The organism is Pseudoroseicyclus sp. H15 (genome assembly GCF_054353345.1).
The window spans coordinates 474,220-497,766 of the sequence record NZ_JBTHJE010000001.1 but is presented as its reverse complement, the minus strand read 5'-3'; the positions used below and the strand labels follow the sequence as shown (position 1 = coordinate 497,766).

The following is a 23,547-nucleotide window of genomic DNA, read 5'->3' as shown; positions in this document are numbered from 1 at the left end:
TCATCCCTCCGGTGGGTCGCGCATCAGGGCGCCCAGCGCGCCACCGATCTGGTCGGCCGCGGACAACCGCGCCGGTTCGGGTTTGTTCTGCCCGAGCTTCCAGGTGCCGTCCACCTCTGCCACCCGCAGCCTCACGGGAACGATGCTGCGCATCATGCGCGCCAGCAGATCGGGCGGCATCTTGGCGGTCAGCCACGGCGGCTTCGGCGCCAGCCGCGCCTCGAACTCGGCCGATAGGCGGTCGAGATGGGCGCGCAGCTCGTCGGCGGGGCGCAATTCGAGCTCACCGGTGAGGTGGACAGCGACGTAGTTCCAGGTCGGCACCTGATCCTCCAGCCCGTACCAGTCTGGTGAGACATAGCCCTCAGGCCCCGTCACCGCGAGACGCGCCCGCAAGGGAGCGGCGAGCAGCGCCCGTGCGATGGGATTCGAGCGCAGCAAATGCGCCTCGACCTCTCCTTCCGTCACCACGAACGGCACGTGCGCCAGCAGCGGCTCTCCCGCCACCGCAACCGCCAGCGTGCCAAAGCCCCGCTGCCGCGCGAAAGCGAGATTGGCCTCGGGGCTGCGCGTGTGAAAAACGGGGTTCGGATGCATCAGGCCGTCAGCCGCATACCCTGCACGCCCGTCAGCAGCAGCGGCACCACCTGCCCCACCGGCGCATCGGCCCCCAGCGCGACTTCGGCGAAATGCTCGGTGCGCCCCATGCGCGGGCTTTCCATCAGCACCTGCCGCACCTGCCCCACCTGCGCGGCCAGATGCTTTTGCACCGCCGCTTCGCCCGCCGCGCGCAGGCGCCGGGCCCGGTCCTTGATCGCCCGGCCATCCACCTGCGGCATCCGCGCCGCCGGGGTGCCGGGGCGGGGGGAATAGGGGAAGACATGCAGCCACGTCAGGTCGCACTCCTCCACCAGCCGCAGCGAGTTCTCGAACATCGCCTCGGTCTCTGTGGGGAAGCCGGCGATGATATCGGCGCCGAAGGTCATGCCGGGGCGCAGCCGCCGCGCCTCCTGCACGAAACTGATCGCATCCTCGCGCGAATGGCGGCGCTTCATGCGCTTGAGGATCATGTTGTCCCCCGCCTGCAAGCTGAGATGCAGATGCGGCATCAGCCGCTCTTCCTCGGCAATCGCGCGCATCAGGCTCTCGTCCACCTCGATCGAATCGATGGAGGAGATGCGCAGGCGCGGCAGCTCGGGCACCAGCTTGAGGATGCGCATGACGAGGTCGCCGAAGCGGGGGGCCGCCGGCAGATCGGCGCCCCAGCTCGTCAGGTCCACCCCGGTCAGCACCACCTCGTTGTAGCCCTGCGCCACGAGGCGGCGGATCTGCTCCACCACCACGCCAGCGGGGACAGAGCGCGAATTGCCGCGCCCGTAGGGGATGATGCAGAAGGTGCATCGATGATCGCAGCCGTTCTGAACCTGCACATAGGCGCGGGAGCGGCTGCCGAAGCCGTCGATCAGGTGGCCGGCGGTTTCCTGCACCGACATGATGTCATCCACCACCACCGGCTCTGTCTCGCCGGTCGCGAGGCCCACCCAGGTTTCGGGGCGCATCTTCTCGGCATTGCCGATGACGCTGGTCACCTCGTCCATCGCCGCGAAGGTATCGGGCTCGATCTGCGCCGCGCAGCCGGTCACGATCACCGGCGCGCCGGGGTTCTCGCGGGCGAGGCGGCGAATCTCCTGCTTGGCCTTGCGCACCGCCTCGGCGGTCACGGCGCAGGTGTTCACCACCACGGCGCCGCCAAGGCCGGCGCGGGCGGCGAGATCCTTCATCGCCTCGGTCTCGTAGGCATTGAGCCGGCAGCCGAGGGTCGAGAATTTGGGGGCCGGTTTGTCCATCAGACGAGCGCCTCCAGAAAGGCCGGGGTGAGCATACCATCGAAGACATGCGCCGTCGGGCCGGTGAGCCAGATGCCATCGTCCCGCCAATCGGCGCCCAGCACACCGCCATCGGCCACCACCTCGGCCCTGGCGCCGGTGAGGCCCCGCCGATGCGCGGCGGAGACGACGGCGCAGGTGGACGAGCCGGAGGCCAGGGTCAGCCCCGTACCCCGCTCCCACACCCGCATGCGCAGGCGGTTCTCGCCGAGGTGGCTGACGACCTGCACATTGGTGCGCTCGGGGAAGAGCGGGTGATGCTCGATGGCGGGGCCGAGCGTGGCGATGTCCACTGCCTCGGCATCCTCCACGAAGAATGTGCAATGCGGATTGCCCATCGAGGTCGCCACCGGCGCCCCTTCGATCGGCAGCGCCAGAGTGTCGCAGGCTTCGGCCAGCGGGATCTCCTGCCACTCCGTCCGCGGCGCGCCCATGTTCACCGCCACGCCGCCGTCCACCGCCCGCGCCTTCAGGGCGCCGAAGCCGGTGCGGATGGCGAGGCTCTCTGCCCCCGTCCGCGACATCTCACGCGCAGCAATACAGCGCGTTGCATTGCCGCAGGCGGCAGAGAGCGAGCCATCGGCATTGTAGAAGGTCAGCACCAGCTCCCCGGCCTCGCCGGGCTCCACGACGGCGAGCTGATCGAAGCCGACACCCCTGTGCCGGTCGGCCAGAGCGGCCACCAGCGCAGGCGTCAGACGGGCGCCCGGATGGGCGCGCCGGTCGATGACGACGAAGTCATTGCCGGCCCCATGCATCTTGGCGAAGGGCAGGCCGGAGGGCGGGTTGTCTCGCATGGCGGCGCCATAGCGGAAGCCATTGCGCATTTCCAGCGATTTGCGGGTTGACGGGGGTTGCAGCATCTCCTAGCTAGCGCGGCGTTGTGGGCCGGTAGCTCAGTTGGTAGAGCAACTGACTTTTAATCAGTAGGTCTCGGGTTCGAGCCCCGACCGGCTCACCACAACACCCTCCGATCAGCAGACGGTTCGACGGCTACGGGCAATGCCCGGGTTGGGCGCCCGGCATGATCCGCCATGGCGGCCGCAACGGGAACAGGGGCGCCAGAAGCCCGGCGCCCCCCGCGCCTACGCCAGGAATTCCAGCAGCGCGTCGTTGAAGGCCTGCGGATGGCTGACGTTGCAGCCATGCGGGCCGCCCTGAATCACCACGAGCCGGCTCTGCGAGATGGCTTTGTGGGCGCGCAGGCCCGAGCCCTCGATGGGCACAATCCCGTCGGCATCGCCGTGCAGCACCAGGGTGGGCACGGTGAACTTCTCCAGATCCTCGCGGAAGTCGGTGGTGCCGAAAGCCTCCATGCAGCCCAGCGCCGCCGTCTGGTCGGATTGCAGGCATTGCTGAATGGCGGTCTGCCGATCCTCTTCCGACACCTGCAGCGACTCGTCGGCGGTGAAGAAATTCTTGGTGAAGCCGTCGAAGAACGCCTCGCGGCCGGCCTTGAGGTTCTTCTCCATCTCCTCTGCGGCGTCCTCGGTGAGCGGGCCGGCTGGGTTGTCGGCCGTCTGCATCATGAAGGGCGTCACGGCAGAGGCGAGCACGACGCTGTGCAGACGATCCTCGCCGTGATTGCCGATGTAGCGGGCCACCTCTCCGCCGCCCATCGAGAAGCCGACGAGCGTGACATCGCGCAGGTCCTTCTCTTCCAGCAGGGCGGCGAGGTCGGCGGCCAGCGTGTCGTAGTCGAAGCCACCATCGGGCTTCTCCGACTGGCCGAAGCCGCGGCGATCATAGGAGATGACGCGATAGCCGGCCTCTTCCAGCGCGGGCACCTGTTTGGCCCAGGCGCCGGAGTTGAGCGGCCAGCCGTGGATGAGCACGACCGGGCGACCGGTGCCGCCGCTGTCGTTGATATGAAGGCGCACGCCCGGTTTGGTGGCGACGGCAGTGTCTAGCGAATTGTCCATGGGTCTGTTCCTGCATTGGGTTGCGGCTCCGGGCCGCGTTGCAGGGTCAACTCAGCATGGGCGGAGGTGTTCCGCGCCCCGGCGCACCGCCGCCGGCCACGATTTACGCAGCATAGCAGGGGGGTTAGCCCCTGCGGCCAGCCAGCCTTCAAGCGGTTTTGAACCGGGATCAGCTGCGCAGCAGCGTGTCGCCGGTGTCGAGCGTGGGCGCGAGGGTGATGACCGGGCCATCCTCCTGCAGCGGGTCGCCGAGCGCGCAGCGCTTGGCCAGGATATCCGCCGCGGCCTCGCCGATCTCGCGGCGGCAGGCGTCCATCGTCGCGAGGCGCTTGGGCAGGCCGTCGAGCAGCTCGACCCCGTTGAAGCCCGCCAGCCCGATCTGACCGGGGATGTCGACGCCCTTCTCCAGCAGGTACAGAAGCCCGCCCGCGCCGATCATGTCATTGGAGTAGTAGAGAAAGTCGATGCCCGGGGTGCGCGTCAGGATCGCTTCGGTCATCTCGCGGCCCTTCTTCAGTGCCGAGCCGCCGGAGTAGAATTCTTGATCGACGATCTCGTAGCCCTTCTTGGCCAGATGCCCGGTGAACCCCTCGAAGCGCTTCCGCGCCCGGTAATCGAGCGGCATCTTGGTGCCGAGAAAGCCGATCTTGCGGTAGCCTTGGCTCAGGATCGCCTCGGCCATCTCGCGCCCGGCGCGGCGGTGGCTGATGCCCACGGCGGCGTCGATGGGCTCGCCGTCGGTATCCATGATTTCCACCACCGGCACGCCGGCACGGGCCAGCATGGCGCGGCTCGCCTCGGAATGCTCCAGCCCCGCAATGATCACACCAGAGGGCCGCCAGGAGAGCATCTCGAAGAGCACCTTCTCTTCCTGCTCGGGCCGGTAATCGGTGACGCCGACAACGGGCTGCAGCCCGGTGCCCGACAGCCGGTCGGAGACGCCGGAGAGCACCTCGGGGAAGACCATGTTCTTCAGACTGGGGATGATGACGCCGACGAGATTGACCCGGCTAGAGGCCAGCGCGCCGGCGATGCGGTTGGGCACATAGCCCATCTTCTTGGCCGCCGCCTGCACGCGCGCCCGCGTCGTCTCGCTCACGTCGCCCTTGCCGCGCAACACGCGGCTCACTGTCATCTCACTGACCCCAGACGCCTCGCTCACATCGCGAAGCGTCAGCGGCCGCGGCCGGGATTTGTTCACAGGTGCCCCCCTAGCGGTTCAAATGAATTACCGAGGCGGGGCAGATTTGTCCAAGGGATTACGGCGCATGGCCGATCTGTCGCATCAGCCCGGCATCCTGGCGCCCGTTCGGCCAGCATTGCCCGAGTTGACCTTGCCCCCCGCGCCGGGCAGGAAGGCCGCAGGAGGCCCCGTGGCTCAACTGGATAGAGCAATCCCCTCCTAAGGGATAGGTTGCAGGTTCGAGTCCTGCCGGGGTCACCAGGCACAGCGTATTCCCTCGCCCTTCCAAACGCCGCCACGTTCCCGCGGTCGTGAAGGAACTGCTTGCGCCCGAAATTCTTGTTCAGACGAAAGGGGGATGCCTCATGCTGACCAGACGACATTTCATCTCGACCTCGACGGCCCTGTTCTCGGCCGCCATCGCCGCGCCGGCCTTTGCCGTCACCGCCTCGCAAGCCGATGAGTGGGACGCCGAAGTCACGCCGCCCGGCTTCGACCCCGCCACGTCGAACCCGTGGGGGCTGAACCCGCGCCTGCTGCCGCAGCGCGTGTATGCCAATGCCGGGCTGACGCCGGGCGACATCCATGTCGATGCCGTCGCGCGCTATCTCTACCATATCGAAGAGGGCGGCACGGCCATGCGCTACGGCGTCGCCATCGGCCGCGGCGATCTGTACGAGCCGGGCACCTACCGCATTGGCCGCAAGACGAAATGGCCGACGTGGACGCCCACGCAGAACATGATCGAGCGCGAGCCCGACCTCTACGAGCAATACGAAGACGGGATGGACCCGGGGCCGAACAACGCTCTCGGCAGCCGGGCGCTCTATCTCTACGAGGGCGACCGCGACACGATGCTGCGCATCCACGGCACGCCGCACCCCCGCTCGATCGGCACGCGCGCCAGCTCGGGCTGCGTGCGCATGATCATGCCGCATATCAACCAGCTCTATCCGAACGTGGCCGTCGATTCGATGGCCACGCTCTACCCGGCGGAAGACAGCATCACCGCCACCAGCTGAAGCCGGTCTCCCGCGGTTCAGGCCGCGGGAGTGACCGGGACAGAGCCCGGATCGAGACAGATCGGATTGTCGCTGATCGACCGCAGCGGCAGCTCGGTCGTCTCGACCGGGCCCGAATAGCGATACCAGTAGCAATTGTCGCCGGGCCGCAGGTAGGCCGAGGCGAGATCCTGCCCAGGCGCGACGATCGAGCGCACCTCGGGGGGCAGCTGCGAGCCCGGCTCGGGCGGCAATTCAGGCGCCGGCGGCGGCGGGGCGATGATGGCGCAGCCGCTGAGCAGCAGGCTGGTGCCGAGCGCCAGCGCCGGAACGCGGCAAAGACTGAAGAAATTCACTCGCATCGGATGATCCTGTACACTTGTCTGGCGGCCAGCGTCGCACCGCCCGCACCGGATCGCAACGCCGCAGGCCCCCGCGACGTTCCTACATCATCTTGATGACGTCTTTCTCGATGGCCAGCATGTAGCCGCGCCGGGCGATGTTCTTCACCAACAACTCGGTGACGATCTGGTTGCCCAGCGTATCGCGCAGGCGCTTGATCCGCGTCGCGCCAGCCGCCTCGTCGCAATCGGCCGCATTGCGGCCAGAGATCATCCCCTCGATCTCGGCCCCCGAGAGCACGTCGTCATCCATGCGGGCCTCGGCCAGCACCGACAGCGTCTCGATGGCGGCGGCGGTGAGCTTGAATTCGAGGTTGTTGAGATAAACGGTGTTCTGCTCACGGGCGATCAGCAGGGAATTCACCTCGATCCCCTTGCGCTCGATCAGCGCCATCCGGCGGGTCAGCGCCACCAGCATGAGCAGGAAAGCGATGGCCGCGATCAGCATGGCCGTCGCGAAGACAAGCAGCACGAAGATGACGAAGCGGTAGGAATCGAGCGTCTCAGAGAAGGCCGTGCCGCTCTGCGCGAGGATCTCCAGCAGCTTCACCTCGGCCTGGCTCGTGAGATCGGCATTCTCGATGAACAGCCGCTCGACCCGCGCATTGAAGGCATTGGCATCGGGCAGGTTGAGGAAGAGCAGAAGCGCCGCGATGACGAGCAGGGCGACGATGGCGGCGATGCCGCCGATGACGAAGCGATTTCCCGTGATGCGTGACTCAGAAGCGGAGGTAGAATCTCCCGGCATTGTCTCGTCTCTCCTCGAGCCCCGAATCGTCAAACAGGCCGAGGACGGTCAACAACTGCCAGCCAGCCGCCTGCAGGCGCGGACCAAGCTCATCTTCGGCGGCTGCTATCGTGCAGGCTCCGCGGATTTCCGCAACACCGTAGTGCAGGCGCAAGGGGTTATCCTGTTTCGCCTTGTAATCGGCATAGCAGGCGGCCGAGGCCGGCGCAGCCGCCAATGTGGCGGCAAGAGCGATGGCAAGACCGAAGGAGGGGAGGGCGGCTTTCATGGGGGGAGCCTCGCGCCGACGGGGGCGGATAGTCAATATCTGCTGGCAAATCGCCGCGATGTCATCGGATAGCGCCGCAGCGTTATTGCCCGGCATGGCGGGGCGGCCCCAGGTGTGACCCATCGAAACAAAAAGCGCCCCGCCCATCGCCTCTTCCAAGGCTGCCACCCGGAAGGAGACTGCCATGAGACCCCTCAAACGCCATCTCGCCGCCGCTGCCGCCGCCCTCGCCCTGGCGGTGCCCGCCCCGGCAAGCGCCGAGACCGACCCGGAAGCCGTGGTGAAGTTCCTCGCCGGCGTCGCCATTGTCGGGATCGCGGCCCATGCGCTCTCGCAGTCCGACCGCGATGACGAAGATGACGGCCCGCGCGTCAATCTCGACCGTCCGGGCATGCCGCATTTCGCCGACAGAACGCCCGGCTTCGCCCCGCAGGCCCATGAGCCGACGCCCCGCCCGTTCCACCCCGGCCCAGCACCGCAGGCCAACCCCGGCGCGGCCTATCTGCTGCCGACGAGCTGCATTGCCACCTACGACACCGCGCAGGGCGTCGGCCGGATGATGGACGGCGATTGCCTGAGCCTGCGCTACGACAATTTCCGCAGATTGCCGATCTCCTGCGCCAAGACAGTGCGGACCTTCGGCGGCTTCGCCAGCGGGTTCGACATCCCCTGCCTGCGCGAGGAGGGCTACGGCTTCTCGGCCCGTTAAGGCGTTTACAGGTCGAGCAGAGGGGCCGGAAACCGCATGTCCCCGCGGACCGGACCCCGGAACGGGGCGGAGGAACATGGGCCTCCGCCCCGTATCTATTTTGGCGGGGCAAGCACGACATCGCAGTGGCCGGGCCCACCTGAGCTATCCCCGCCCGGTACGCGCCAAAGGCGCAGGGCGAGCGCCTGCAACCGGAGTCTCGGGGATGCAGGTGAGCGGTGGGTTATAAACCCACCCTACGCACCGCCAATCCGTGATCGTCGCGAGGCTTGCACCGCGACTCCCGGCCCGGCATTTTGCCCGCATGCAGGCTTTCCCCGATTACACCTTCGAGACCGCGATCATCTCTCGCGGCCATGTCCCCGTCGCCGGCGTCGACGAAGCCGGCCGCGGCCCCCTCGCCGGCCCCGTCGTTGCCGCCGCCGTCATCCTGCGGGAAGAGGCGATCCCGCCCGGCCTCAACGATTCCAAGAAGCTCAATGCAGCGAAGCGCGAAGAGCTCGACCTGCAGATCCGCGAGTCGGCCATCTTCGCCGTCGCCGAGGCCAGCGTGGAGGAGATCGACCGCCTCAACATCCTCTGGGCCTCGATGCTGGCCATGTCCCGCGCCCTCGCCGCCCTCGCCATGGCCCCGGCCTATGCCCTCATCGACGGCAACCGGATGCCGAAGGAGCTCTGCTGCCCCGGTGAGCCGCTGGTCGGCGGCGACGCCCGCTCGCTCTCCATCGCGGCGGCCTCGATCCTCGCCAAGGTGCACCGCGATCGGGTGATGGTGGATTTGGCGCAACAGCACCCCGGCTACGGCTGGGAGCGCAACTCCGGCTATGCGGTAAAGGCGCATCAGTCCGCGATCCGTGAGCTGGGCCTCACCCCACATCATAGGCGCTCCTTCCGGCTCGACTACCAGATATAGTGACAAGCCCTAGCCGTAACTCCCTGATTCAAAAAAGCTTTTGACAGCGAATCGCCTCTGACTCATCTTTGCACCGAGCAGAACGAGCGGGAAAATCCGCCGTCAGATCAGGGGCAGAGTGATGGGAATGATGAAGGGCGCCGCGGCGCTCCCGCTAAACGCGATTCTGGATGGTGACTGTGTGGAGCGAATGAACGCGCTCCCCGCGAATTCGATCGATCTGATCTTCGCCGATCCGCCCTACAACCTGCAGCTGCGGGGCGATCTGCACCGCCCGGACAATTCCAAGGTCGACGCCGTCGATGACGCCTGGGACCAGTTCGACAGCCTGAAGATCTACGACGCCTTCACCCGCGACTGGCTCGCCGCCGCCCGCCGGCTGCTGAAGCCGAACGGCGCCATCTGGGTCATCGGCTCCTACCACAACGTCTTCCGCCTCGGCGCCGAGCTGCAGAACCAGGGCTACTGGATCCTCAACGACGTCGTCTGGCGCAAGTCGAACCCCATGCCCAACTTCCGCGGCAAGCGCTTCACCAACGCGCATGAGACGCTGATCTGGGCGTCGAAGGGCGAGGGCGCCAAATACACCTTCAACTACGAGGCGCTGAAGGCCCTGAACGAGGGCATCCAGATGCGCTCCGACTGGATGATCCCGCTCTGCACTGGCCATGAGCGGCTCAAGGACGAGGCGGGCGACAAAGCCCACCCGACGCAGAAGCCCGAGGCGCTGCTGCACCGCGTGCTCCTTGGCACCACCAACCCCGGCGACGTCGTGCTCGACCCGTTCTTCGGCACCGGCACCACCGGCGCCGTCGCCAAGATGCTGGGCCGCGATTTCATCGGCATCGAGCGGGAGGAGAAATACCGCCGCGCCGCCGAGAAGCGCCTCGCCAAGGTGCGCAAGTTCGACCGGTCGGCGCTGGAGGTCAGCACCTCCCGCCGTGCCGAGCCGCGCGTTGCCTTCGGCGTGCTGGTCGAGCGCGGCCTGCTGCGCCCCGGCGAGCAGCTCATCTCGCCGCGCGGCACGCTGGCCAAGGTTCGCGCCGACGGCACGCTGGTCGGCCCCGATTCCAAAGGCTCCATCCACCAGGTCGGTGCTGCCATCGAAGGCGCGCCCTCCTGCAACGGCTGGACATATTGGCACTTCAAGCGCGACGGGCAGACGGTGCCGATCGACGTGCTGCGCCAGCAGATCCGCGCGGAGATGCGCGAAGGCTGACCCCTAAACACCCGAGTTACCGCCCGCGCCGGGGAGTCCACGCCCCGACGCGCACTTGCCCCGCGCGCTTGTCTCAAGCCGCGGGGCCTTTTTTCAGGGTCGCCCGGGTGGGCTGACACCGCTTCCGTGAGTGGAGCCTGTTGCCCGGGTACGAGGCGTCAAGCCGGTGCCAGCCCGAAGCCTTCAACGCGCGAGCGCGCGCTTTCCGTCGCTTGAATGCGCTGCGCCACCAATTCGGCGGTAGCGGCGCTCAGCGTCCAGCCCAGATGGCCGTGGCCGGTGTTGTAGAACACGCGCGGATGCCGCCCGGCGCCGACACGCGGCATCATGTCGGGCATCATCGGGCGCAGGCCGGCCCAGGGCACGCAGCTCTCGGTGCAGACCCCGGGGAAATGCGTCTCGACCCAGGATGTCAGCGGGCGAATGCGGTCGGCCCGGATATCGCGGTTCTCGCCGTTGAACTCGGCGGTGCCGGCCACGCGCAGCCGCCCGTCGCCCAGCCGCGAGGTCACGATCTTGGCCTTGTCGTCGAGCAGCGACACGCGGGGCGCGGCGGCCTGGCTAGCCTCATCCTCCAGCTGCACGGTGATCGAATAGCCCTTCACGGGGTACACGTTCACCCGGTCGCCCAGCGCACGCGCCAGCGCCCGGCTGCCCACCCCGGCGGAGACGACGACGCCATCGTAGCGCGCCACATCGCCCGCGGTGATGCGCACGCCATCCTCGGCGGCACGCGCCGCGGTGATCTCGGCCCCGTAGCGGAAATGCACGCCCTGCGCTTCCAGCCAATCGGCCAGGCCCTTGGTGAACAGGTGGATGTCGCCGGTCGAGTCGCTCTCCGTCCAGAACCCGCCGACGATATTGCCCTGCAGCTCGGGCGCGCGGGCGGCCACTTCGGCAGGGCTCAGCTCTTCACGGGCCAGGCCGCCGGCGGCCAGCAGCTTGGTGACGCGGCGCGCATGGGCCAGATCGGCCTCGCTCTCGTAGAAATGCAGGATGCCTGCGCGGGCGAAGGCGAAATCCATCCCCGCCGCGCTCGCCATCTCGGCCAGCCCGGCGCGGGCGGCGATGGCCAGCCGCGCCGTCTCCACCGTGTTGCGCTCGTAGCGGGGCATGGCGGCGAGGAACTCGGCCATCCAGCTGAACTTGTGCCAGCTCGGTTTCGGGTTCACCGACAGCGGCGCATCGGGCTTGAAGAGCCATTTCAGCCCCTTCAGCACCGTTGAGGGCTGGTTCCACACCTCGGCATTCGAGGCGCTGAGCTGGCCGCCATTGGCGAAGGAGGTCTCCATCGCCGCATAGCGGTTGCGGTCGTAGACGGTGACCTCATAGCCACGTTTCATCAGCGAATAGGCGGTGGTGATACCGGTGATCCCGGCGCCGAGAACGGCGATATGGCGCATTGTGCTACTCCGCTGCGGGCTCTGCCCGCCAATGCGCCCCCTCCGTATGCCGGGCCTGAGAGTTTCACCGCGGCTCGTCTCGCGGCTTGCTCCTTCGGCGGGCCCCCGCCCGATTGCCTGGGGGCCACTCTTCGGAGTGTTGCGGCCCCGCCGGTCCGTGGGCCTGAGAGTTCGCGGGGCGCGATTGCTCCTTCGGCGGCGGATTTCTCCGCTCTCTCCCGGTGGGGTCGTGTCGTTGGAGGCAGATTACGCCATGCCCCCGCATTCTCCTATCGAATGTTCTGCATGATAATCATGAAGCGGCGTGATGGATCTCCAGAAACCGCCTCAGCGCCCCGGCCTGGAACGGCACATGCCGCATCGCGAAGAACACCCCCGGCGGCACCAGCGCCCAGCCCTGCCCCTCGTCTCCGAAGCGCAACTCGCGCTCTGCCCCTTTCGGCAGCCGGTGCACAAAAACCCAGACCCGCCCGTTCGGCCGCTCGCTCACCTCCGCCCAAAGCCGCTCCGCCGGCCCCAGATCAAGCCCCAGCTCCTCCCGCGTCTCCCGCCGGATGGTCTGCAGCGGGGTCTCCCCTGCCTCTCGTCCGCCGCCCGGAAAATCCCAAAGGTTGGGCGAATTGATCCAGGGCTTGGCGTCGCGCAGCAGCACCAGCAGCCGCCCGCCCACGAACAGCGCCCCCTTCGCCCCGTCAAAAGGCGCCCCGTCATACCCGGCCTCATCCATCCCTTCACACTGACACCCGCCCCACCGCAGCACCAGCGCCCCGTCACTCCGCCAGCCTCACACGCCATGCCCGCCCCCAGCCGAGCGCGGCCTGCCACCCCCCTCCCCTTCATCTGGCCAAAAATACCTCGGGGGGCACGGGGGGCTGGCCCCCCGCCTCTCCACCCACACCCTCCGCGAGCAGCGCCGGGCGGGCCGAGGGTGGGTGGGCGGGAGGCCTGCCCGGCGCTGCGGCACGATAGACGCCAGCGAGCCGCGGGCCTATCTTGGCCCCATGCCCGCCCTTTGCCGCGCCTGTCTGAATACCTTCGATTCGGGGGCCCGTTGCCCGGCCTGCCGGAGTCCGCGCGTCACCTCGCATCCCGAGCTCTTCTCGCTCTCGATCGCGCATATGGATTGCGACGCGTTCTTCGCCTCGGTCGAGAAGCGCGACAATCCCGAGCTGCGCGACCGGCCCCTCATCATCGGCGGCGGCCAGCGCGGCGTGGTCTCCACCGCCTGCTATCTGGCCCGCATCAAAGGCGTGCGCTCGGCCATGCCGATGTTCCAGGCCCTCAAGCTTTGCCCCGAGGCCGTCGTCGTGAAGCCCCGGATGGAGGCCTATTCCGAGGCCTCGCGCGCCATCCGCGCGATGATGGACGATCTTACTCCGGTCATTCAGCCCCTCTCGCTCGACGAGGCCTTCCTCGACCTCACTGGCACCCAGCGCCTGCACGGTGCTCCGCCCGCCGTGCTGCTGGCCCGGCTGACCAAGCGCATGGAAGACGAACTCGGCCTTACCGGTTCCATCGGGCTCAGCCACAACAAGTTTCTGGCCAAGCTGGCCTCCGATCTCGACAAGCCGCGCGGCTTCTCCGTCATCGGCAAGGAAGAGACGGTGCGCTTCCTCGCCCCCCTGCCCGTTTCGAAGATCTGGGGCATCGGCCCCGCCGGGCAGGCCAGCCTCGACAAGGTCGGCGTGCGCACCTTTGCCGATCTGGCGCGGTGGGACCGGCGCGACCTGCTGGAACGCTTCGGCCAGATGGGCGACCGGCTCTGGCACCTCTCCCGGGGTGAGGATCACCGCCCCGTCTCGGCGCATGAGCCGATGCGATCGATTTCGAACGAGACGACCTTCTCCGCCGATACCGCCGATGCCAGCCTGCTCGACGGGCATATCTGGCGGATGGCCGAGAAGGTGGCGAGCCGGGCCAAGGCCAAGGGGCTGGCGGGCCGCGTGGTGGTACTGAAGCTGAAGAGCGCCAGCTTCAAGCTGCACACCCGCCGTGTCTCACTTCACCAGCCCACGCAAATGGCCGACACGCTCTACCGCACGGCGCGCGGGCTCTTCGATGCCTCTGGGCTCAAAGGGCCCTTCCGGCTGGTGGGCGTCGGCCTCACCGACCTTTGCGATGCAGCCGAGGCCGACCGCGAGGCCGATCTGCTCGATCCGCTGGCCGGGCGCCGGGCCGGGGCCGAGCGGGCGGCAGATGCGATCCGCGCCAAGTTCGGCACGGATGCGATTCTCAAAGGCCGCGCCCTGCGCTAGCCGGAACCTCAAGGGACCGGGAGAGTTGATTTTTCAACATTGATTGGAGAACGGCATGACCGCCAAGACGGAACGCAATTCCGGCAACGACTGGACCGCCGAAGACGTCGCCACCCTCAAGCAGCTCGCCGAAGAGAACACGCCCACCCGCGTCATCGGCCTCAAGATGGGGCGCACCGAAGATGCGGTCTACGCCAAGGCCTCCGAAGAGGGCATCTCGCTGAAGCCGGTGAACCAGTCACCGCACGGCTGAGGCCTACTCGGCCGCCATCGGCAACGGGTCGGCCCGCCCGAGCGCCGCGATATCGGCGATGACACCGCGCAGAAGGGTGCGGAAGGCGTCGAAATCCGGCAGCGGGCAGATCCGCGCCTCATCCATATAGAGCGCCCGGTCGATCTCGATCTGCACGGCATGGCGCCGGCGGGCGGGGCGACCGTAGGCCTGCGTCACATAGGCGCCGGCGAAGGGCATGTTGCGCGCTGTGCGCAGCCCGGCGCGCTGGAAGGCCGCCTCGATCTCGGCCACCAACGCCGGCGCGGCAGCCGCGCCGAAGCGGTCGCCGATCACGACATCGGGTTTGCGGGCGCCGCGCGGGCCGAGGCTGTCGAGCGCCTCATGCGGCATGGAATGGCAGTCGATCAGGATGGCCTGGCCGAAGGCGAGGTGCGAATCGTCCACCAGCCGGCCCAGCTCGGCATGATAGGGCCGCCAGACGCGGGCGAGTCGGTGCTCGGCCTCTGCCAGCGACAGCCGGCCCGAATAGATCGCTCGCCCGCCCGCGACGACGCGGGGGATGACGCCCAGCCCCGAAGCGATGCGCGGGTTCGGATTGACCCGGCGCAGCCCCTCGATCAGCGCCGGGTCGAGCTCTTCGGCGGCGCGGTTGAGATCGACATAGGCGCGGGGCGCATGAGCGACGATCAGGGGCGAGCCAAGCTCGGGCGCCGTGTCGAAAAGCCTGTCGACAAAGGCATCCTCGCTTGAGCGGATGGCGCGCTCGTCGAGCCGGGCCTGGGCCAGAAAAGACGGCGGATAATCATTGCCCGAATGGGGCGAGGCGAAGATCACCGCGCTCTGCCGCCGGGCCGGCATCTTCACTCGAAACGCTGCTCGTGCCATCGCTCCTCCGCTCACCTCAGAGCATAGCGCGAAAATGGCCTGCCAAAAGCCCTTGATCCGCCCCCGAAGTCCTTTTATAGACCCGACACCCGACGCGGAGGTGCCTTCGCGTCCCTTTTATTTTGGGACGCGGGAACTTGCGTCGGATCGGGCGGTTAGCTCAGCGGTAGAGCACTTCGTTGACATCGAAGGGGTCACAAGTTCGAACCTTGTACCGCCCACCAGAGAGTTTCCCGGCGCCCCGGAGGAGGGGTGCCACAAACGCTAAAGCGGCCGGAGCGCCGCGTGAGAAGGAGAGGCAGATGAAGGTCGCCAATTCGCTGCGCTCGCTCAAGGCGCGCCACCGCGATTGCCGTGTCGTGCGCCGTAAGGGCCGCGTGTACGTGATCAACAAAACGCATCGCCGGTTTAAAGCCCGCCAGGGCTGAGCCTGCGTCTGAGATTTGTGAAAGGGCCGCACCCGCAAGGGCGCGGCCCTTTTGCTGTTCGGGCCGCCTGCGACCTATTGCCGGGGCGGGATTTCCTGCCCCCCCTTCCCCCTAGCCGCCTCGGGGCCGTTCCGAGTAACCTCTGGCAGGGAGAAGAGAGGATGAATTCGATGATGAAGTTTTCGAAACCAGCCACCGCGCTTGCCGCGCTGATCGCCGGCGGCATGGCCGCCCCCGCTTTCGCGCAGGATCTGTGCGGCGGCGCCGGAGCCAACGGCCAGTGGATCGGCGGCAGCGAGGATGCCTCTGACGTCGCCACCGCCGACAGCTACATGGAGCAGATGGCGCTCGTGCTGATGGGCAACGAATACGTCGCCCTCTTCAACGTCTCCGCCCCCACCGAGGTGCGGATGGAAGCCCAGGGCCGCGGCCCCGGCGACCCGCTGTTCGACCTGCGTGACGAGACCGGCACCATCATCCTGTCCGACGATGATTCGGGCGGCGATTCCGCCGCGCGCGCCGAGACGACTCTGGAACCCGGCACCTATTGCCTGTCGATGTCGTCCTACGACGGCTCGCCGATGACCGGCTTCGTCCGCGTCGGCCGGCTGGAGCAGGAGGCGCTGACGCCCGGCCTGATGAACCAGCCCATCGACATGGGGGATGGCATCGGCGACGGCACGATGGGTGACGGCGGCATGCCCATGGGCAACGGCCAGATGCCCGGCGGGATCTGCGACATGGCGCAGGTCACGAACTACTTCGGCGATGGCGGCGCGGTCGATGACAGCCTGGCTGGCGGGGTCACCGTTGAGGCGCCGGTCAACCAGGTGGCCTATTGGGGCTTCTCGCTCTCGGGCTCGCAGCCGGTGACCATCACGGCGGCCAATGAGATGGCCGACCCGGTGATCACGCTCTACGACGCCGCAGGCAACTGGCTGGCCGAGAACGACGATTACGACGGGCTGAACTCGCAGATCGACATGCAGATGCCGCTGGCCGCCGGCGATTACTGCGTTGCCGTCTCGGCCCTCTCGGATGAATCGGCGCCGATCACACTGACGCTCACCGGGTTCGACCCGATGGCCGAGCAGTTCAGCATGTACGATTACGCCGAGGCTGCCCCGCCGCTCGACGGCTCCTACCCCGTCACGCAGCTCGGCACGCTTGAGACGCGCCTGCGGCAGGATCTGCAGAATGCCGGCACCGCCGCCTGGTATTCCTTCGAGGTCAACGAGGCCGGCCTCGTGCTGATCGAGGCAGTGACCAATGGCATCGGCGACCCCGTGCTGACGCTCTACGACGACTTTGGTCGTCTCATCGAGATGAACGACGATTACGGCGACAATTACGATCCGCTCGTCGCCGCCCGGGTGCAGCCCGGCACCTATCTCGTCGCCGTGCGCCAGTACGATGACAGCACCCCGGTGCTGACCCGGCTGCTCATCGAGCGCTTCGTCGCCGCACGCTGAAGCAAGCCAGAACAGATCGGCGGCCGCCGGGCACCCGCCCGGCGGCCGTTTTTATTCCGCCTGAAGTCGCACAGCGTAGACGGCCCAGCCGTCATCGAGATCGCGCTGCATGCGCCAGCCCCGCCGGAGCAGCAGGCCAGAGGCAGCCTGCGTGGTGCAGAAGAGCTGCGTCGCGCCCCGCTTCCGCGCCTCTGCCTCCAGCCGGGCGATCATCGCCTCGCCGATGCCCTGCCGCTGCGCCTCGGGCGAGACGGTCAGGCCGTTCAGCCACAGCGCCTCGCCCGGGTTCGCCCCGTGCGAATGCTCCGCCAGAGTAGCAAGCCCCACGAGCCGCCCCGCGCAATCCACCGCCGCAATGCCATAGGGCAGGCCGCAGGCCCGGCTGCGCGCCGCCACGTCGGCTGCGGCGTCTCCGGCGCCAGTGGGGCCATACCAGTCAGGCCAAGTGTCTTCGAGCAGCCGGGCGGCGGCCTTTGCCATCGCCCGGCTTTCCGTCACGCAGTCGACGAGCGGGCGAATACGCCGCCCGCCTGTCTCACCTGCCGATGGCATCGGCGAGCAACCGAACGACCGTGGTTTCGTTCAGGAAGCCCGTCGGCTCCAGCTGCCGGTCACGCTGGTAGCGCCGCAGGGCGCGGCGCGTCTCGCCGGTGAAGTTGCCGTCCACTTCGCCGGGCTCAAGCCCGATGTTATCCAGCCGCGTCTCCACCAGCCGGCGGGTGAAGGCCGTCAGCCCAAGCGCGTTCTCCTGCGCCTCGGCGGCGATCACCTCGTCCCGACGGTTGTCCTGCTGGCGCAGCTCTTCGCGGCGCGCCTGGGCAGCTTCGACGAAGTTGCCGTTGGGATAGCGCTGCAGGTAGAGCGAGTAGGCGTCGTCCGAATCTGCCTCGCGGGCCAGATCCCAGTCGCGGCGCTCGGCGGCGCGGGCCCTCTGGCGGGCGGCTTCTTCCATTCTCTGCAGGTCGTCGCGAGCCTCTTCGGCGTGGATGCCGTCGGGATAGCGCTCGAGATAGGCGCGCAGCCCCGCTTCATCGCCTTCCCGGCCCGTCTCTTCCCAGAAGGAATTGTCGGCCCGGCGCTCGGCGGCGGCGCGGCGCTCGGCTTCGGCTTCCAGCTCGGCGGCGCGGCGGGCGGCCTGCGCGTCGATCCGGGTGATCTGGTCCGGCGTGAGGTAGGAGGTTTGCGGGAAGCCGTTTTCCTGCTGCCAGTTCGTCACCGCACCGCGCGTGCCGGGCCCGAAGATGCCGTCGATCCCGCGGGTGTTGTAACCGAGCATGGTCAGGTCGCGCTGTACATCCTGGCGCTCGTCTCGGTCGAGCCGCATTGCCTCTTCCACCAGCCGCGCAGCGCGGTTGGGCTCGGAAATGATGGCCTCGATGGCGGCCTCGGCATCCGAGGCATGGCGACCGACCGGGTAGTTCGACAGGTAGTTGCGGTAAGCCTGCACGGTGTCGAGCGCGAGCGCGCCCTGCCAGAGCGCCTCTTCGGCGGCATTGCTGCGCGGAGCCGGGGCGAAGCCGCCCTCAGGCAGGAATTCGAAACGCCGGGGCACATAGCCCGACAGGTTCAGCCGGTCGTTGGCACGCAGCTGGCTCATGATTTCGGTGCCGTTCTGAGCCGCGATGCCGTTCACCGCGGCGGCGACGACGTTCGGCGGGCCGGTCACAACGGTCACGCCGTCCGGCACGTCGATGGGGCCGAGCTCTTCGCGCAGCCAATCGTCGTAATCCACGCCCCGCCCGGCGGCACCAAGGAAGAGCACCGCATTGCGCGGCCGGTCGGCAAGGATCTCAAGCAGACCGTCGATCGAGATGCCCTGCTGGCCGATCGTCATGATCGTCGGCGAATTGGCATCGGCGGCGATCAGCCACGAACGGGTGCCATCGGTGGCGAAGCGCCCGGTGAGCGCCACGAGCAGGCGGTCGGAATCCGGCACTTCGGCGATCCACTCGGCGATGGCCTGCGACGACGACGAGACGCGCCCATTGGTGAGCGACAGGACAGTGAAGCCCCTGTCGTTCAGGTCGCTCGAGGCCTTTGTCACATCATCGGCCCCGGCGATGACGCCAAGGGTTTCGTATTGTTCGATGCCGATCAGCAGGGCCGCGTCGTCGGCCGAGGCAGCGCCTGCCGTAAGGGCGGCCAGCGCCGTGGAATAGATGAGGTGTCGCATGATTGTGGCTCCTTGCCTCTTTGGCCCGAACGTCATCGCCCCGCCCGTGCTATTCAATAGCGGCAGGCGCAGGGTGGTTCCGCGCAAGGCGCATCCGCGCAGCGCGAGCTGCGGCGCAAAGGGCTGAAATGTCGGAGGTCTTCGGATAGCGGCGGGCTGGGGCGCCCGGCCGCTCAGGTCTCGCCGGAGCGGTAGAGCTGGTCTTCCTCATCGGTGGCCGAGATGCCCAGGGCCTCCAGCGCCGACTCAAGGTGATCGGCCAGATGCGGGCTGCCGCGCAGATAGCTGGCCGTGGGCGTGGTGCGCTCGCTCAGCGCGGTCTCGTAGGCCTCGTCCCAATCCTCGGGCTCGAAGGCGCCGCGGCCGATCCACAGCATGGCGACAAGCGAGGCCTGCTCGTTCTCGTTCAGGCTCTCGATGAAGCTGTCGAACTCCCGGCGGGCCCTGTCGAGCTCGCGGGCGAGGATGATGACCTCGGCGACAACGCTGCTGGCAATCTCGGGCATGGTAACCTCCTGGCCCCGACGCAAATCCTATCCCGCTCAGGTGGCGGGTTATTCCCAGGCAAGCGGCACGGCCGTGCCGCTTGGGTAGAGCACCGCCCCGTCACCGCCCGGCGAGAGCCAGAGCTCGACACCGTAAAGGCCGGAGACGACCAGATAATCCGGCGTGGTGCGGGTGGTGCCCACGGGGCCGGTGGCGGAACCGGCGCAGATCGCCGCGCCGCCCCGGCAGGGCACAAGGCGGAAGGTGTCCATCCCCAGATCGCTGGCCGCGACCGCGCTGATGGCCTGACCATCTGCGAATGGCATCTCGAGGCCGGCCTGCACGAAACGGTAGGTCGCCAGCTCTGCCTCGGCATAGGTGGGCACCGCTTCGCCGGCGGCTTCGGGATCGAACCCCGCGCAGCCGCTCAGGATGCCGGTGGCCAGAAGCGCTGCGCCGATGGTGAACCGCATGTGTCTCTCCCCGTGCTGTCGCGGGCAGGCTAGACCTCCGGGCCGGTGCTGGCAATCGGCGAGGGGTGCGCGATTTGGCGCGGGGGAGCCAGTGCGCCTCTGGCGCGCACCGGGCGTGGCGAGGTGCGGCGGCGGTGGAGGGCGCTAGCTGTCGGAGCCCTGAAACTCCGGCGCCGTCAGGCCCCGGGGGTCGACCTCCAGCGCCTTGGCGGCATCGAGGCTCTTGTCGTGCGGCACCACGCCCAGGCTCTCGAACTTGCGGGCAGAGGGCAGCACGCGACCTTCCAGCGAGCCGACGGCCTTGTTGTAGCTGTCGACCGAGCTGCGCAGGGCGCGGCCGAGCTTGTCGAGATGCTCGGCGAAGGTCGCCAGCCGCTCGTAGATCTCCTGCCCGACCTTCTGCACCTCGACGGCATTCTCGGCCATCTTCTCCTGCTGCCAGCCGTAGGCGATGGACTTCACCAGCGCCATCAAGGTCGTCGGCGTCGCGATCAGCACGCGATTCTGGAAGGCATATTCGATCAGCGCCGGGTCGGCCTCGGCCGCCGCCGCGACGAAGGTCTCGCCGGGGATGAACATCACCACGAAATCCGGCGTCGAGGCGAGGCGGGACTGGTAGTCGCGCGAGGCAAGCACCTTCACATGCGCGCGCACCTGACGGGCGTGGCGGGCCATGCCCTCGGTCTGCAGCTCGGGCGTGCCGGCCTCCAGCGCGTCGAGATAGCCTTCCAGCGGGGTCTTGGCGTCGATGACGATGTGCTTGCCGCCGGGGATGGTGACGACGGCGTCGGGGCGCTGGCGGCCGTCATCTGTCTCCATGCTCTGTTCGAGGCGGAAGTCAACATGCTCGCTCATGCCGGCCATCTCGAAGACCTGCCGCAGCTGCATCTCGCCCCAGCGACCGCGCGTTTTGGGCGCGCGCAGGGCCTGCACCAGCCGGTGCGTCTCGTGGCCGAGGTTGGCCTGCCCCTCGGCCAGCTTGGTGACCTGCTCGCGGATGGCGCCGTAGGCCTCGCTGCGGGCCTTCTCGATGTCGCTGATCTTCACGTCGAACTGGCCGAGCTTGTCGCCGAGCGGTTTGACCAGCTCTTCGATGGCGCGCTGGCGCTTGGTGAGGTCTTCGTCGGCGGTGACCTTGTGCTGCTGGAAGCGCTCACTCGCCAGATCGAGGAAGCGCTTGGAATTGGCGGTGAGAACCTCGCCGGCGAGAGAGGCGAAGCGATCCTCGACCTCCTTCTTGAGGCCGCGGATCTCTTCCATGCGGCTGACGAAGCTGGATTTCAGCGTCTCCAGCTCTGTCTCGACCCGGGCGCGCTGGCGGCGCTCGCCTTCGAGCGAGTCGCCTGCGCGGCGCAGCTCTTCAACCAGCTCGGGCAGGCGCTCGGCGCGAGCTTCCAGCCCCGCCTTGGCGACCTCCAGCTCGCCGATGACCCCGGCGAGATCGCGGGCCTCCTGCTTCAGCTCGGCGGCCTCGGCCTGGTGGAGCGCGGCCTGGCGAGAGGTGCCTCGGGCGCCGAGGATGAGGGTGAGCAGCAGCAGGGCCAGAAGCGCGAGGGCGGCGAGGCCGAGCAGCTCGCCATGGGTGGCGGCCCAGTCGCGCAGCGTTTGCAGATACAGCTCCATCAGCGGCGCCCGAAGAGTTTTTCGATATCGTTAAGGCTCAGCTCCACCCAGGTGGGGCGGCCATGGTTGCAGGTGCCGGAGAAGGGCGTTGCCTCCATCTCGCGCAGGAGAGCATTCATCTCCTCGCCCCGCATCCGCCGGCCCGAGCGCACGGAGCCGTGGCAGGCGACGCGGCTGAGCACCGCGTCGATGCGGGCGGTGAGGGCATTGCCGGCGCCTGGCGCATCCTCCTCCACCAGATCGGCAAGGTCGGAGAGCAGAGCCTTACAGTCGACCTCGCCGAGCAAGGCCGGCACCTCGCGCACGGCGATGGTGCCGGGGCCGAAGGGCTCGATGACCAGGCCGATGGTGGCGAGGGTCTCTGCCTCGGCCAGAAGGGCATCGGCGGCGGCGCCAAGCTCGACGATATCGGGGATCAGCAGGGCCTGGGCGGCGATGCCATGCGTCTCGCGCTGGCGCTTGAGTCGCTCGTAGACCAGCCGCTCATGGGCGGCGTGCTGATCGACGATGACCATGCCGCGCGAGGTTTGGGCGATAATGTAATTCTCGTGCACCTGGGCGCGGGCGGCGCCGAGCGGGCTGTCCTGCGGCGCCTCGTCGGCCTCTTGCGAGCCCGCCTCGGCTGGCGGCTCGTAGCGCGCCGAGGGCTCGGCGAAATCGGAGAAGCCGGGGGCGGAGTAGGAGGAGGGCGCGGGCGCCATCGGGCGGGGCGAAGGCCTGTCCATCTGGTAGATGCGCGCGCCGGTCTCACTGTGCTGCGGCTCGGGCCGCGCCGCGCCCAGCGCCTCGCGCGTCAGCGTGCTGGCGCTGCGATGGCCGGCGCCGGCCATCGCATGGCGCAGGGCCGAGACGACCAGCCCGCGCGCCACGCCCGGCTCGCGGAAGCGCACCTCGGCCTTGGCGGGGTGCACGTTCACATCCACCAGCTCGCCGGGGCAATCGAGATAGAGCGCCGCGGCGGGGTAGCGGCCAGAGGCGAGCATGTCGGCATATCCGCCGCGCAGGGCGCCAAGCAGCAGCTTGTCACGCACCGGGCGGTGGTTGACGAAGAGGTGCTGTTGCGCCGCCGAGCCGCGCGAATAGGTGGGCAGGCCGGCGAGGCCAGTCAGCCGCAGCCCGTCGCGCTCGGCCTCGATCGGCACCGCGTTCTCGGCGAACTCGCGGCCCATCACGACGGCGAGCCGGGCATGCATCGCATCGAAGAGATCGCCCTGCTCCGGCTCGACGCGGAAGATGACGCGCTCGTCGCCACCGCTGGCATCGCAGAGGCGAAAGCCGACGTTCGGCTCGGCCATGGCCAGCCGGCGGATCACATCGCCGACGGCCTGGCTCTCGGCCCGCTCGGAACGCAGGAACTTCAGCCGCGCCGGCGTGGCGTAGAACAGGTCGCGTAGCTCAACGATGGTGCCACGCCGCAGGGCCGCCGGCTTCACCGGGCCGACGCGCCCGCCCTCGGCGGCGATGCACACCGCCTCTTCGCCTTCGCTGCGGGTGGTGATGGTCAGCCGGCCGACGGCGGCAAGCGAGGCCAGCGCCTCGCCGCGGAAGCCGAAGGAGTGGATGTCGGTGAGGTTGCTGCCGTCGATCTTCGACGTCGCATGCCGGGCCAGCGCCAGCGGCAGATCCTCCGCCGCGATGCCCGAGCCATCGTCGGTCACCCGGATCAGCCCCGCACCGCCGCCCGCGATGGTCACCTCGATGCGGGTGGCGCCGGCATCGAGGGCGTTCTCCACCAGCTCCTTGACGGCGGAGGCCGGGCGTTCGACCACCTCGCCCGCGGCGATGCGGTTGATCGCCGTCTCGCCAAGCTGGCGGATTCGCGGGCGATTTTCGTCTATCTTGCGTGAGGGCTCGGCCATGCCTC

At 68.3% G+C, this 23,547-nt stretch carries 25 protein-coding genes, 3 tRNA genes and 1 riboswitch; of the genes, 11 read left to right on the top strand and 17 right to left on the bottom strand.

Features of this window, described 5'->3' with window-relative positions:
* The 3 genes from ACXN5S_RS02280 to dapF are packed head-to-tail and all read right to left on the bottom strand — an operon-like array spanning nucleotide 1 to nucleotide 2,683.
* A complete protein-coding gene (locus tag ACXN5S_RS02280) occupies nucleotides 1-597 on the bottom strand; it encodes an FMN-binding negative transcriptional regulator (protein ID WP_458603761.1) in 597 nt (198 codons plus the stop codon).
* On the bottom strand, nucleotides 597-1,847 hold the full coding sequence (mtaB, locus tag ACXN5S_RS02275; RefSeq protein ID WP_458603760.1) for a tRNA (N(6)-L-threonylcarbamoyladenosine(37)-C(2))-methylthiotransferase MtaB: 1,251 nt from the start codon (nucleotides 1,845-1,847) through the stop codon (nucleotides 597-599). Before mtaB ends, ACXN5S_RS02280 begins: the two co-directional genes overlap by 1 nt.
* On the bottom strand, nucleotides 1,847-2,683 hold the full coding sequence (gene dapF / locus ACXN5S_RS02270) for a diaminopimelate epimerase (protein WP_458604071.1): 837 nt from the start codon (nucleotides 2,681-2,683) through the stop codon (nucleotides 1,847-1,849). Before dapF ends, mtaB begins: the two co-directional genes overlap by 1 nt.
* Nucleotides 2,684-2,771: 88 nt before the next feature.
* Here dapF and ACXN5S_RS02265 point away from each other — a divergent pair.
* Nucleotides 2,772-2,847, top strand: a tRNA-Lys gene (locus ACXN5S_RS02265).
* 124 nt (nucleotides 2,848-2,971) lie between these two features.
* Here ACXN5S_RS02265 and ACXN5S_RS02260 read toward each other — a convergent pair.
* Together ACXN5S_RS02260 and ACXN5S_RS02255 are read right to left on the bottom strand one after the other, a co-directional pair.
* Complete coding sequence (locus ACXN5S_RS02260; RefSeq protein ID WP_458603759.1) at nucleotides 2,972-3,808, bottom strand: alpha/beta fold hydrolase; 837 nt, start codon at nucleotides 3,806-3,808, stop codon at nucleotides 2,972-2,974.
* 169 nt (nucleotides 3,809-3,977) lie between these two features.
* Entirely contained in the window at nucleotides 3,978-5,009 is a 1,032-nt protein-coding gene (locus ACXN5S_RS02255) for a LacI family DNA-binding transcriptional regulator (protein ID WP_458603758.1), read from the bottom strand.
* A 166-nt stretch (nucleotides 5,010-5,175) separates the two neighbouring features.
* Here ACXN5S_RS02255 and ACXN5S_RS02250 point away from each other — a divergent pair.
* Nucleotides 5,176-5,252 (top strand) — tRNA-Arg (locus ACXN5S_RS02250).
* A 104-nt stretch (nucleotides 5,253-5,356) separates the two neighbouring features.
* Nucleotides 5,357-6,013, top strand: coding sequence for a L,D-transpeptidase (locus ACXN5S_RS02245; protein WP_458603757.1), 657 nt, complete (start codon nucleotides 5,357-5,359; stop codon nucleotides 6,011-6,013).
* A gap of 17 nt (nucleotides 6,014-6,030) precedes the next feature.
* Here the strand turns inward: ACXN5S_RS02245 and ACXN5S_RS02240 are convergent, their stop codons facing one another.
* From ACXN5S_RS02240 to ACXN5S_RS02230, 3 genes are all read right to left on the bottom strand, one after another.
* Nucleotides 6,031-6,354 (bottom strand): hypothetical protein, encoded by a 324-nt coding sequence (locus ACXN5S_RS02240; RefSeq protein ID WP_458603756.1) that lies wholly within the window; start codon nucleotides 6,352-6,354, stop codon nucleotides 6,031-6,033.
* 82 nt (nucleotides 6,355-6,436) lie between these two features.
* Entirely contained in the window at nucleotides 6,437-7,141 is a 705-nt protein-coding gene (locus ACXN5S_RS02235; protein WP_458603755.1) for a winged helix-turn-helix domain-containing protein, read from the bottom strand.
* Nucleotides 7,113-7,595, bottom strand: coding sequence for a hypothetical protein (locus tag ACXN5S_RS02230; protein ID WP_458603754.1), 483 nt, complete (start codon nucleotides 7,593-7,595; stop codon nucleotides 7,113-7,115). Before ACXN5S_RS02230 ends, ACXN5S_RS02235 begins: the two co-directional genes overlap by 29 nt.
* Here ACXN5S_RS02230 and ACXN5S_RS02225 point away from each other — a divergent pair.
* From ACXN5S_RS02225 to ACXN5S_RS02215, 3 genes are all read left to right on the top strand, one after another.
* Nucleotides 7,594-8,118, top strand: coding sequence for a hypothetical protein (locus tag ACXN5S_RS02225; RefSeq protein ID WP_458603753.1), 525 nt, complete (start codon nucleotides 7,594-7,596; stop codon nucleotides 8,116-8,118). The genes ACXN5S_RS02230 and ACXN5S_RS02225 overlap by 2 nt on opposite strands.
* A 304-nt stretch (nucleotides 8,119-8,422) precedes the next feature.
* Nucleotides 8,423-9,031, top strand: coding sequence for a ribonuclease HII (locus ACXN5S_RS02220; RefSeq protein WP_458603752.1), 609 nt, complete (start codon nucleotides 8,423-8,425; stop codon nucleotides 9,029-9,031).
* Between the two features lie 121 nt (nucleotides 9,032-9,152).
* Nucleotides 9,153-10,250, top strand: a complete 1,098-nt coding sequence (locus ACXN5S_RS02215; protein ID WP_458603751.1) for a DNA methyltransferase — start codon at nucleotides 9,153-9,155, stop codon at nucleotides 10,248-10,250.
* Between the two features lie 158 nt (nucleotides 10,251-10,408).
* Here the strand turns inward: ACXN5S_RS02215 and ACXN5S_RS02210 are convergent, their stop codons facing one another.
* Both ACXN5S_RS02210 and ACXN5S_RS02205 read right to left on the bottom strand, forming a co-directional pair.
* A complete protein-coding gene (locus ACXN5S_RS02210; protein WP_458603750.1) occupies nucleotides 10,409-11,653 on the bottom strand; it encodes a D-amino acid dehydrogenase in 1,245 nt (414 codons plus the stop codon).
* A 141-nt stretch (nucleotides 11,654-11,794) separates the two neighbouring features.
* A riboswitch (glycine riboswitch) is annotated at nucleotides 11,795-11,884 on the bottom strand.
* Between the two features lie 61 nt (nucleotides 11,885-11,945).
* The gene (locus ACXN5S_RS02205) at nucleotides 11,946-12,380 is read right to left on the bottom strand and encodes an NUDIX domain-containing protein (protein ID WP_458603749.1); all 435 of its coding nucleotides are present in this window, start codon (nucleotides 12,378-12,380) and stop codon (nucleotides 11,946-11,948) included.
* Nucleotides 12,381-12,654: 274 nt separating this feature from the next.
* Between ACXN5S_RS02205 and ACXN5S_RS02200 the strand changes: the two genes are divergently transcribed.
* Together ACXN5S_RS02200 and ACXN5S_RS02195 are read left to right on the top strand one after the other, a co-directional pair.
* Nucleotides 12,655-13,908, top strand: coding sequence for a DNA polymerase IV (locus ACXN5S_RS02200; protein WP_458603748.1), 1,254 nt, complete (start codon nucleotides 12,655-12,657; stop codon nucleotides 13,906-13,908).
* 55 nt (nucleotides 13,909-13,963) lie between these two features.
* Nucleotides 13,964-14,161 carry a hypothetical protein gene (locus ACXN5S_RS02195; protein ID WP_458603747.1) on the top strand — a complete coding sequence of 66 codons (198 nt, stop codon included), beginning with the start codon at nucleotides 13,964-13,966 and terminating at the stop codon, nucleotides 14,159-14,161.
* Between the two features lie 3 nt (nucleotides 14,162-14,164).
* On the opposite strand, the gene ACXN5S_RS02190 is transcribed toward ACXN5S_RS02195, so the two are convergent.
* Nucleotides 14,165-15,028, bottom strand: a complete 864-nt coding sequence (locus ACXN5S_RS02190) for an N-formylglutamate amidohydrolase (protein WP_458603746.1) — start codon at nucleotides 15,026-15,028, stop codon at nucleotides 14,165-14,167.
* 149 nt (nucleotides 15,029-15,177) lie between these two features.
* On the opposite strand from ACXN5S_RS02190, the gene ACXN5S_RS02185 reads away from it, so the two are divergent.
* From ACXN5S_RS02185 to ACXN5S_RS02175, 3 genes are all read left to right on the top strand, one after another.
* Nucleotides 15,178-15,252, top strand: a tRNA-Val gene (locus ACXN5S_RS02185).
* A gap of 78 nt (nucleotides 15,253-15,330) precedes the next feature.
* The gene (ykgO, locus tag ACXN5S_RS02180; protein WP_458603745.1) at nucleotides 15,331-15,456 is read left to right on the top strand and encodes a type B 50S ribosomal protein L36; all 126 of its coding nucleotides are present in this window, start codon (nucleotides 15,331-15,333) and stop codon (nucleotides 15,454-15,456) included.
* A 170-nt stretch (nucleotides 15,457-15,626) separates the two neighbouring features.
* Nucleotides 15,627-16,928 (top strand): DVUA0089 family protein, encoded by a 1,302-nt coding sequence (locus tag ACXN5S_RS02175; RefSeq protein WP_458603744.1) that lies wholly within the window; start codon nucleotides 15,627-15,629, stop codon nucleotides 16,926-16,928.
* Nucleotides 16,929-16,979: 51 nt separating this feature from the next.
* Here ACXN5S_RS02175 and ACXN5S_RS02170 read toward each other — a convergent pair whose 3' ends face one another.
* From ACXN5S_RS02170 to mutL, 6 genes are all read right to left on the bottom strand, one after another.
* Nucleotides 16,980-17,480 carry a GNAT family N-acetyltransferase gene (locus ACXN5S_RS02170; RefSeq protein WP_458603743.1) on the bottom strand — a complete coding sequence of 167 codons (501 nt, stop codon included), beginning with the start codon at nucleotides 17,478-17,480 and terminating at the stop codon, nucleotides 16,980-16,982.
* Nucleotides 17,464-19,101, bottom strand: coding sequence for a peptidoglycan-binding protein (locus ACXN5S_RS02165; protein ID WP_458603742.1), 1,638 nt, complete (start codon nucleotides 19,099-19,101; stop codon nucleotides 17,464-17,466). Before ACXN5S_RS02165 ends, ACXN5S_RS02170 begins: the two co-directional genes overlap by 17 nt.
* A gap of 173 nt (nucleotides 19,102-19,274) precedes the next feature.
* Nucleotides 19,275-19,607 (bottom strand): DUF3775 domain-containing protein, encoded by a 333-nt coding sequence (locus ACXN5S_RS02160; protein ID WP_458603741.1) that lies wholly within the window; start codon nucleotides 19,605-19,607, stop codon nucleotides 19,275-19,277.
* A 48-nt stretch (nucleotides 19,608-19,655) separates the two neighbouring features.
* Nucleotides 19,656-20,060: a hypothetical protein gene (locus ACXN5S_RS02155; RefSeq protein WP_458603740.1), complete on the bottom strand. Its 405-nt coding sequence runs from the start codon at nucleotides 20,058-20,060 to the stop codon at nucleotides 19,656-19,658.
* Between the two features lie 144 nt (nucleotides 20,061-20,204).
* Nucleotides 20,205-21,683, bottom strand: a complete 1,479-nt coding sequence (locus ACXN5S_RS02150) for a DNA recombination protein RmuC (RefSeq protein ID WP_458603739.1) — start codon at nucleotides 21,681-21,683, stop codon at nucleotides 20,205-20,207.
* Nucleotides 21,683-23,542, bottom strand: coding sequence for a DNA mismatch repair endonuclease MutL (mutL, locus tag ACXN5S_RS02145; RefSeq protein WP_458603738.1), 1,860 nt, complete (start codon nucleotides 23,540-23,542; stop codon nucleotides 21,683-21,685). Before mutL ends, ACXN5S_RS02150 begins: the two co-directional genes overlap by 1 nt.
* Nucleotides 23,543-23,547 lie beyond the last annotated feature (5 nt).

What these genes read in the sequence shown, in the direction of transcription:
- mutL (WP_458603738.1), bottom strand. Translation starts at nt 23,542, where the DNA reads ATGGCCGAGCCCTCACGCAAGATAGACGAAAATCGCCCGCGAATCCGC.
- ACXN5S_RS02155 (WP_458603740.1), bottom strand. Translation starts at nt 20,060, where the DNA reads ATGCGGTTCACCATCGGCGCAGCGCTTCTGGCCACCGGCATCCTGAGC.
- ACXN5S_RS02205 (WP_458603749.1), bottom strand. Translation starts at nt 12,380, where the DNA reads ATGGATGAGGCCGGGTATGACGGGGCGCCTTTTGACGGGGCGAAGGGG.
- ACXN5S_RS02165 (WP_458603742.1), bottom strand. Translation starts at nt 19,101, where the DNA reads ATGCGACACCTCATCTATTCCACGGCGCTGGCCGCCCTTACGGCAGGC.
- ACXN5S_RS02225 (WP_458603753.1), top strand. Translation starts at nt 7,594, where the DNA reads ATGAGACCCCTCAAACGCCATCTCGCCGCCGCTGCCGCCGCCCTCGCC.
- ACXN5S_RS02200 (WP_458603748.1), top strand. Translation starts at nt 12,655, where the DNA reads ATGCCCGCCCTTTGCCGCGCCTGTCTGAATACCTTCGATTCGGGGGCC.
- ACXN5S_RS02190 (WP_458603746.1), bottom strand. Translation starts at nt 15,028, where the DNA reads ATGGCACGAGCAGCGTTTCGAGTGAAGATGCCGGCCCGGCGGCAGAGC.
- dapF (WP_458604071.1), bottom strand. Translation starts at nt 2,683, where the DNA reads ATGCGAGACAACCCGCCCTCCGGCCTGCCCTTCGCCAAGATGCATGGG.
- ACXN5S_RS02245 (WP_458603757.1), top strand. Translation starts at nt 5,357, where the DNA reads ATGCTGACCAGACGACATTTCATCTCGACCTCGACGGCCCTGTTCTCG.
- ACXN5S_RS02235 (WP_458603755.1), bottom strand. Translation starts at nt 7,141, where the DNA reads ATGCCGGGAGATTCTACCTCCGCTTCTGAGTCACGCATCACGGGAAAT.
- ykgO (WP_458603745.1), top strand. Translation starts at nt 15,331, where the DNA reads ATGAAGGTCGCCAATTCGCTGCGCTCGCTCAAGGCGCGCCACCGCGAT.
- ACXN5S_RS02170 (WP_458603743.1), bottom strand. Translation starts at nt 17,480, where the DNA reads ATGCCATCGGCAGGTGAGACAGGCGGGCGGCGTATTCGCCCGCTCGTC.
- ACXN5S_RS02150 (WP_458603739.1), bottom strand. Translation starts at nt 21,683, where the DNA reads ATGGAGCTGTATCTGCAAACGCTGCGCGACTGGGCCGCCACCCATGGC.
- mtaB (WP_458603760.1), bottom strand. Translation starts at nt 1,847, where the DNA reads ATGGACAAACCGGCCCCCAAATTCTCGACCCTCGGCTGCCGGCTCAAT.
- ACXN5S_RS02280 (WP_458603761.1), bottom strand. Translation starts at nt 597, where the DNA reads ATGCATCCGAACCCCGTTTTTCACACGCGCAGCCCCGAGGCCAATCTC.
- ACXN5S_RS02230 (WP_458603754.1), bottom strand. Translation starts at nt 7,595, where the DNA reads ATGGCAGTCTCCTTCCGGGTGGCAGCCTTGGAAGAGGCGATGGGCGGG.
- ACXN5S_RS02260 (WP_458603759.1), bottom strand. Translation starts at nt 3,808, where the DNA reads ATGGACAATTCGCTAGACACTGCCGTCGCCACCAAACCGGGCGTGCGC.
- ACXN5S_RS02215 (WP_458603751.1), top strand. Translation starts at nt 9,153, where the DNA reads ATGGGAATGATGAAGGGCGCCGCGGCGCTCCCGCTAAACGCGATTCTG.
- ACXN5S_RS02210 (WP_458603750.1), bottom strand. Translation starts at nt 11,653, where the DNA reads ATGCGCCATATCGCCGTTCTCGGCGCCGGGATCACCGGTATCACCACC.
- ACXN5S_RS02175 (WP_458603744.1), top strand. Translation starts at nt 15,627, where the DNA reads ATGATGAAGTTTTCGAAACCAGCCACCGCGCTTGCCGCGCTGATCGCC.
- ACXN5S_RS02220 (WP_458603752.1), top strand. Translation starts at nt 8,423, where the DNA reads ATGCAGGCTTTCCCCGATTACACCTTCGAGACCGCGATCATCTCTCGC.
- ACXN5S_RS02240 (WP_458603756.1), bottom strand. Translation starts at nt 6,354, where the DNA reads ATGCGAGTGAATTTCTTCAGTCTTTGCCGCGTTCCGGCGCTGGCGCTC.
- ACXN5S_RS02160 (WP_458603741.1), bottom strand. Translation starts at nt 19,607, where the DNA reads ATGCCCGAGATTGCCAGCAGCGTTGTCGCCGAGGTCATCATCCTCGCC.
- ACXN5S_RS02195 (WP_458603747.1), top strand. Translation starts at nt 13,964, where the DNA reads ATGACCGCCAAGACGGAACGCAATTCCGGCAACGACTGGACCGCCGAA.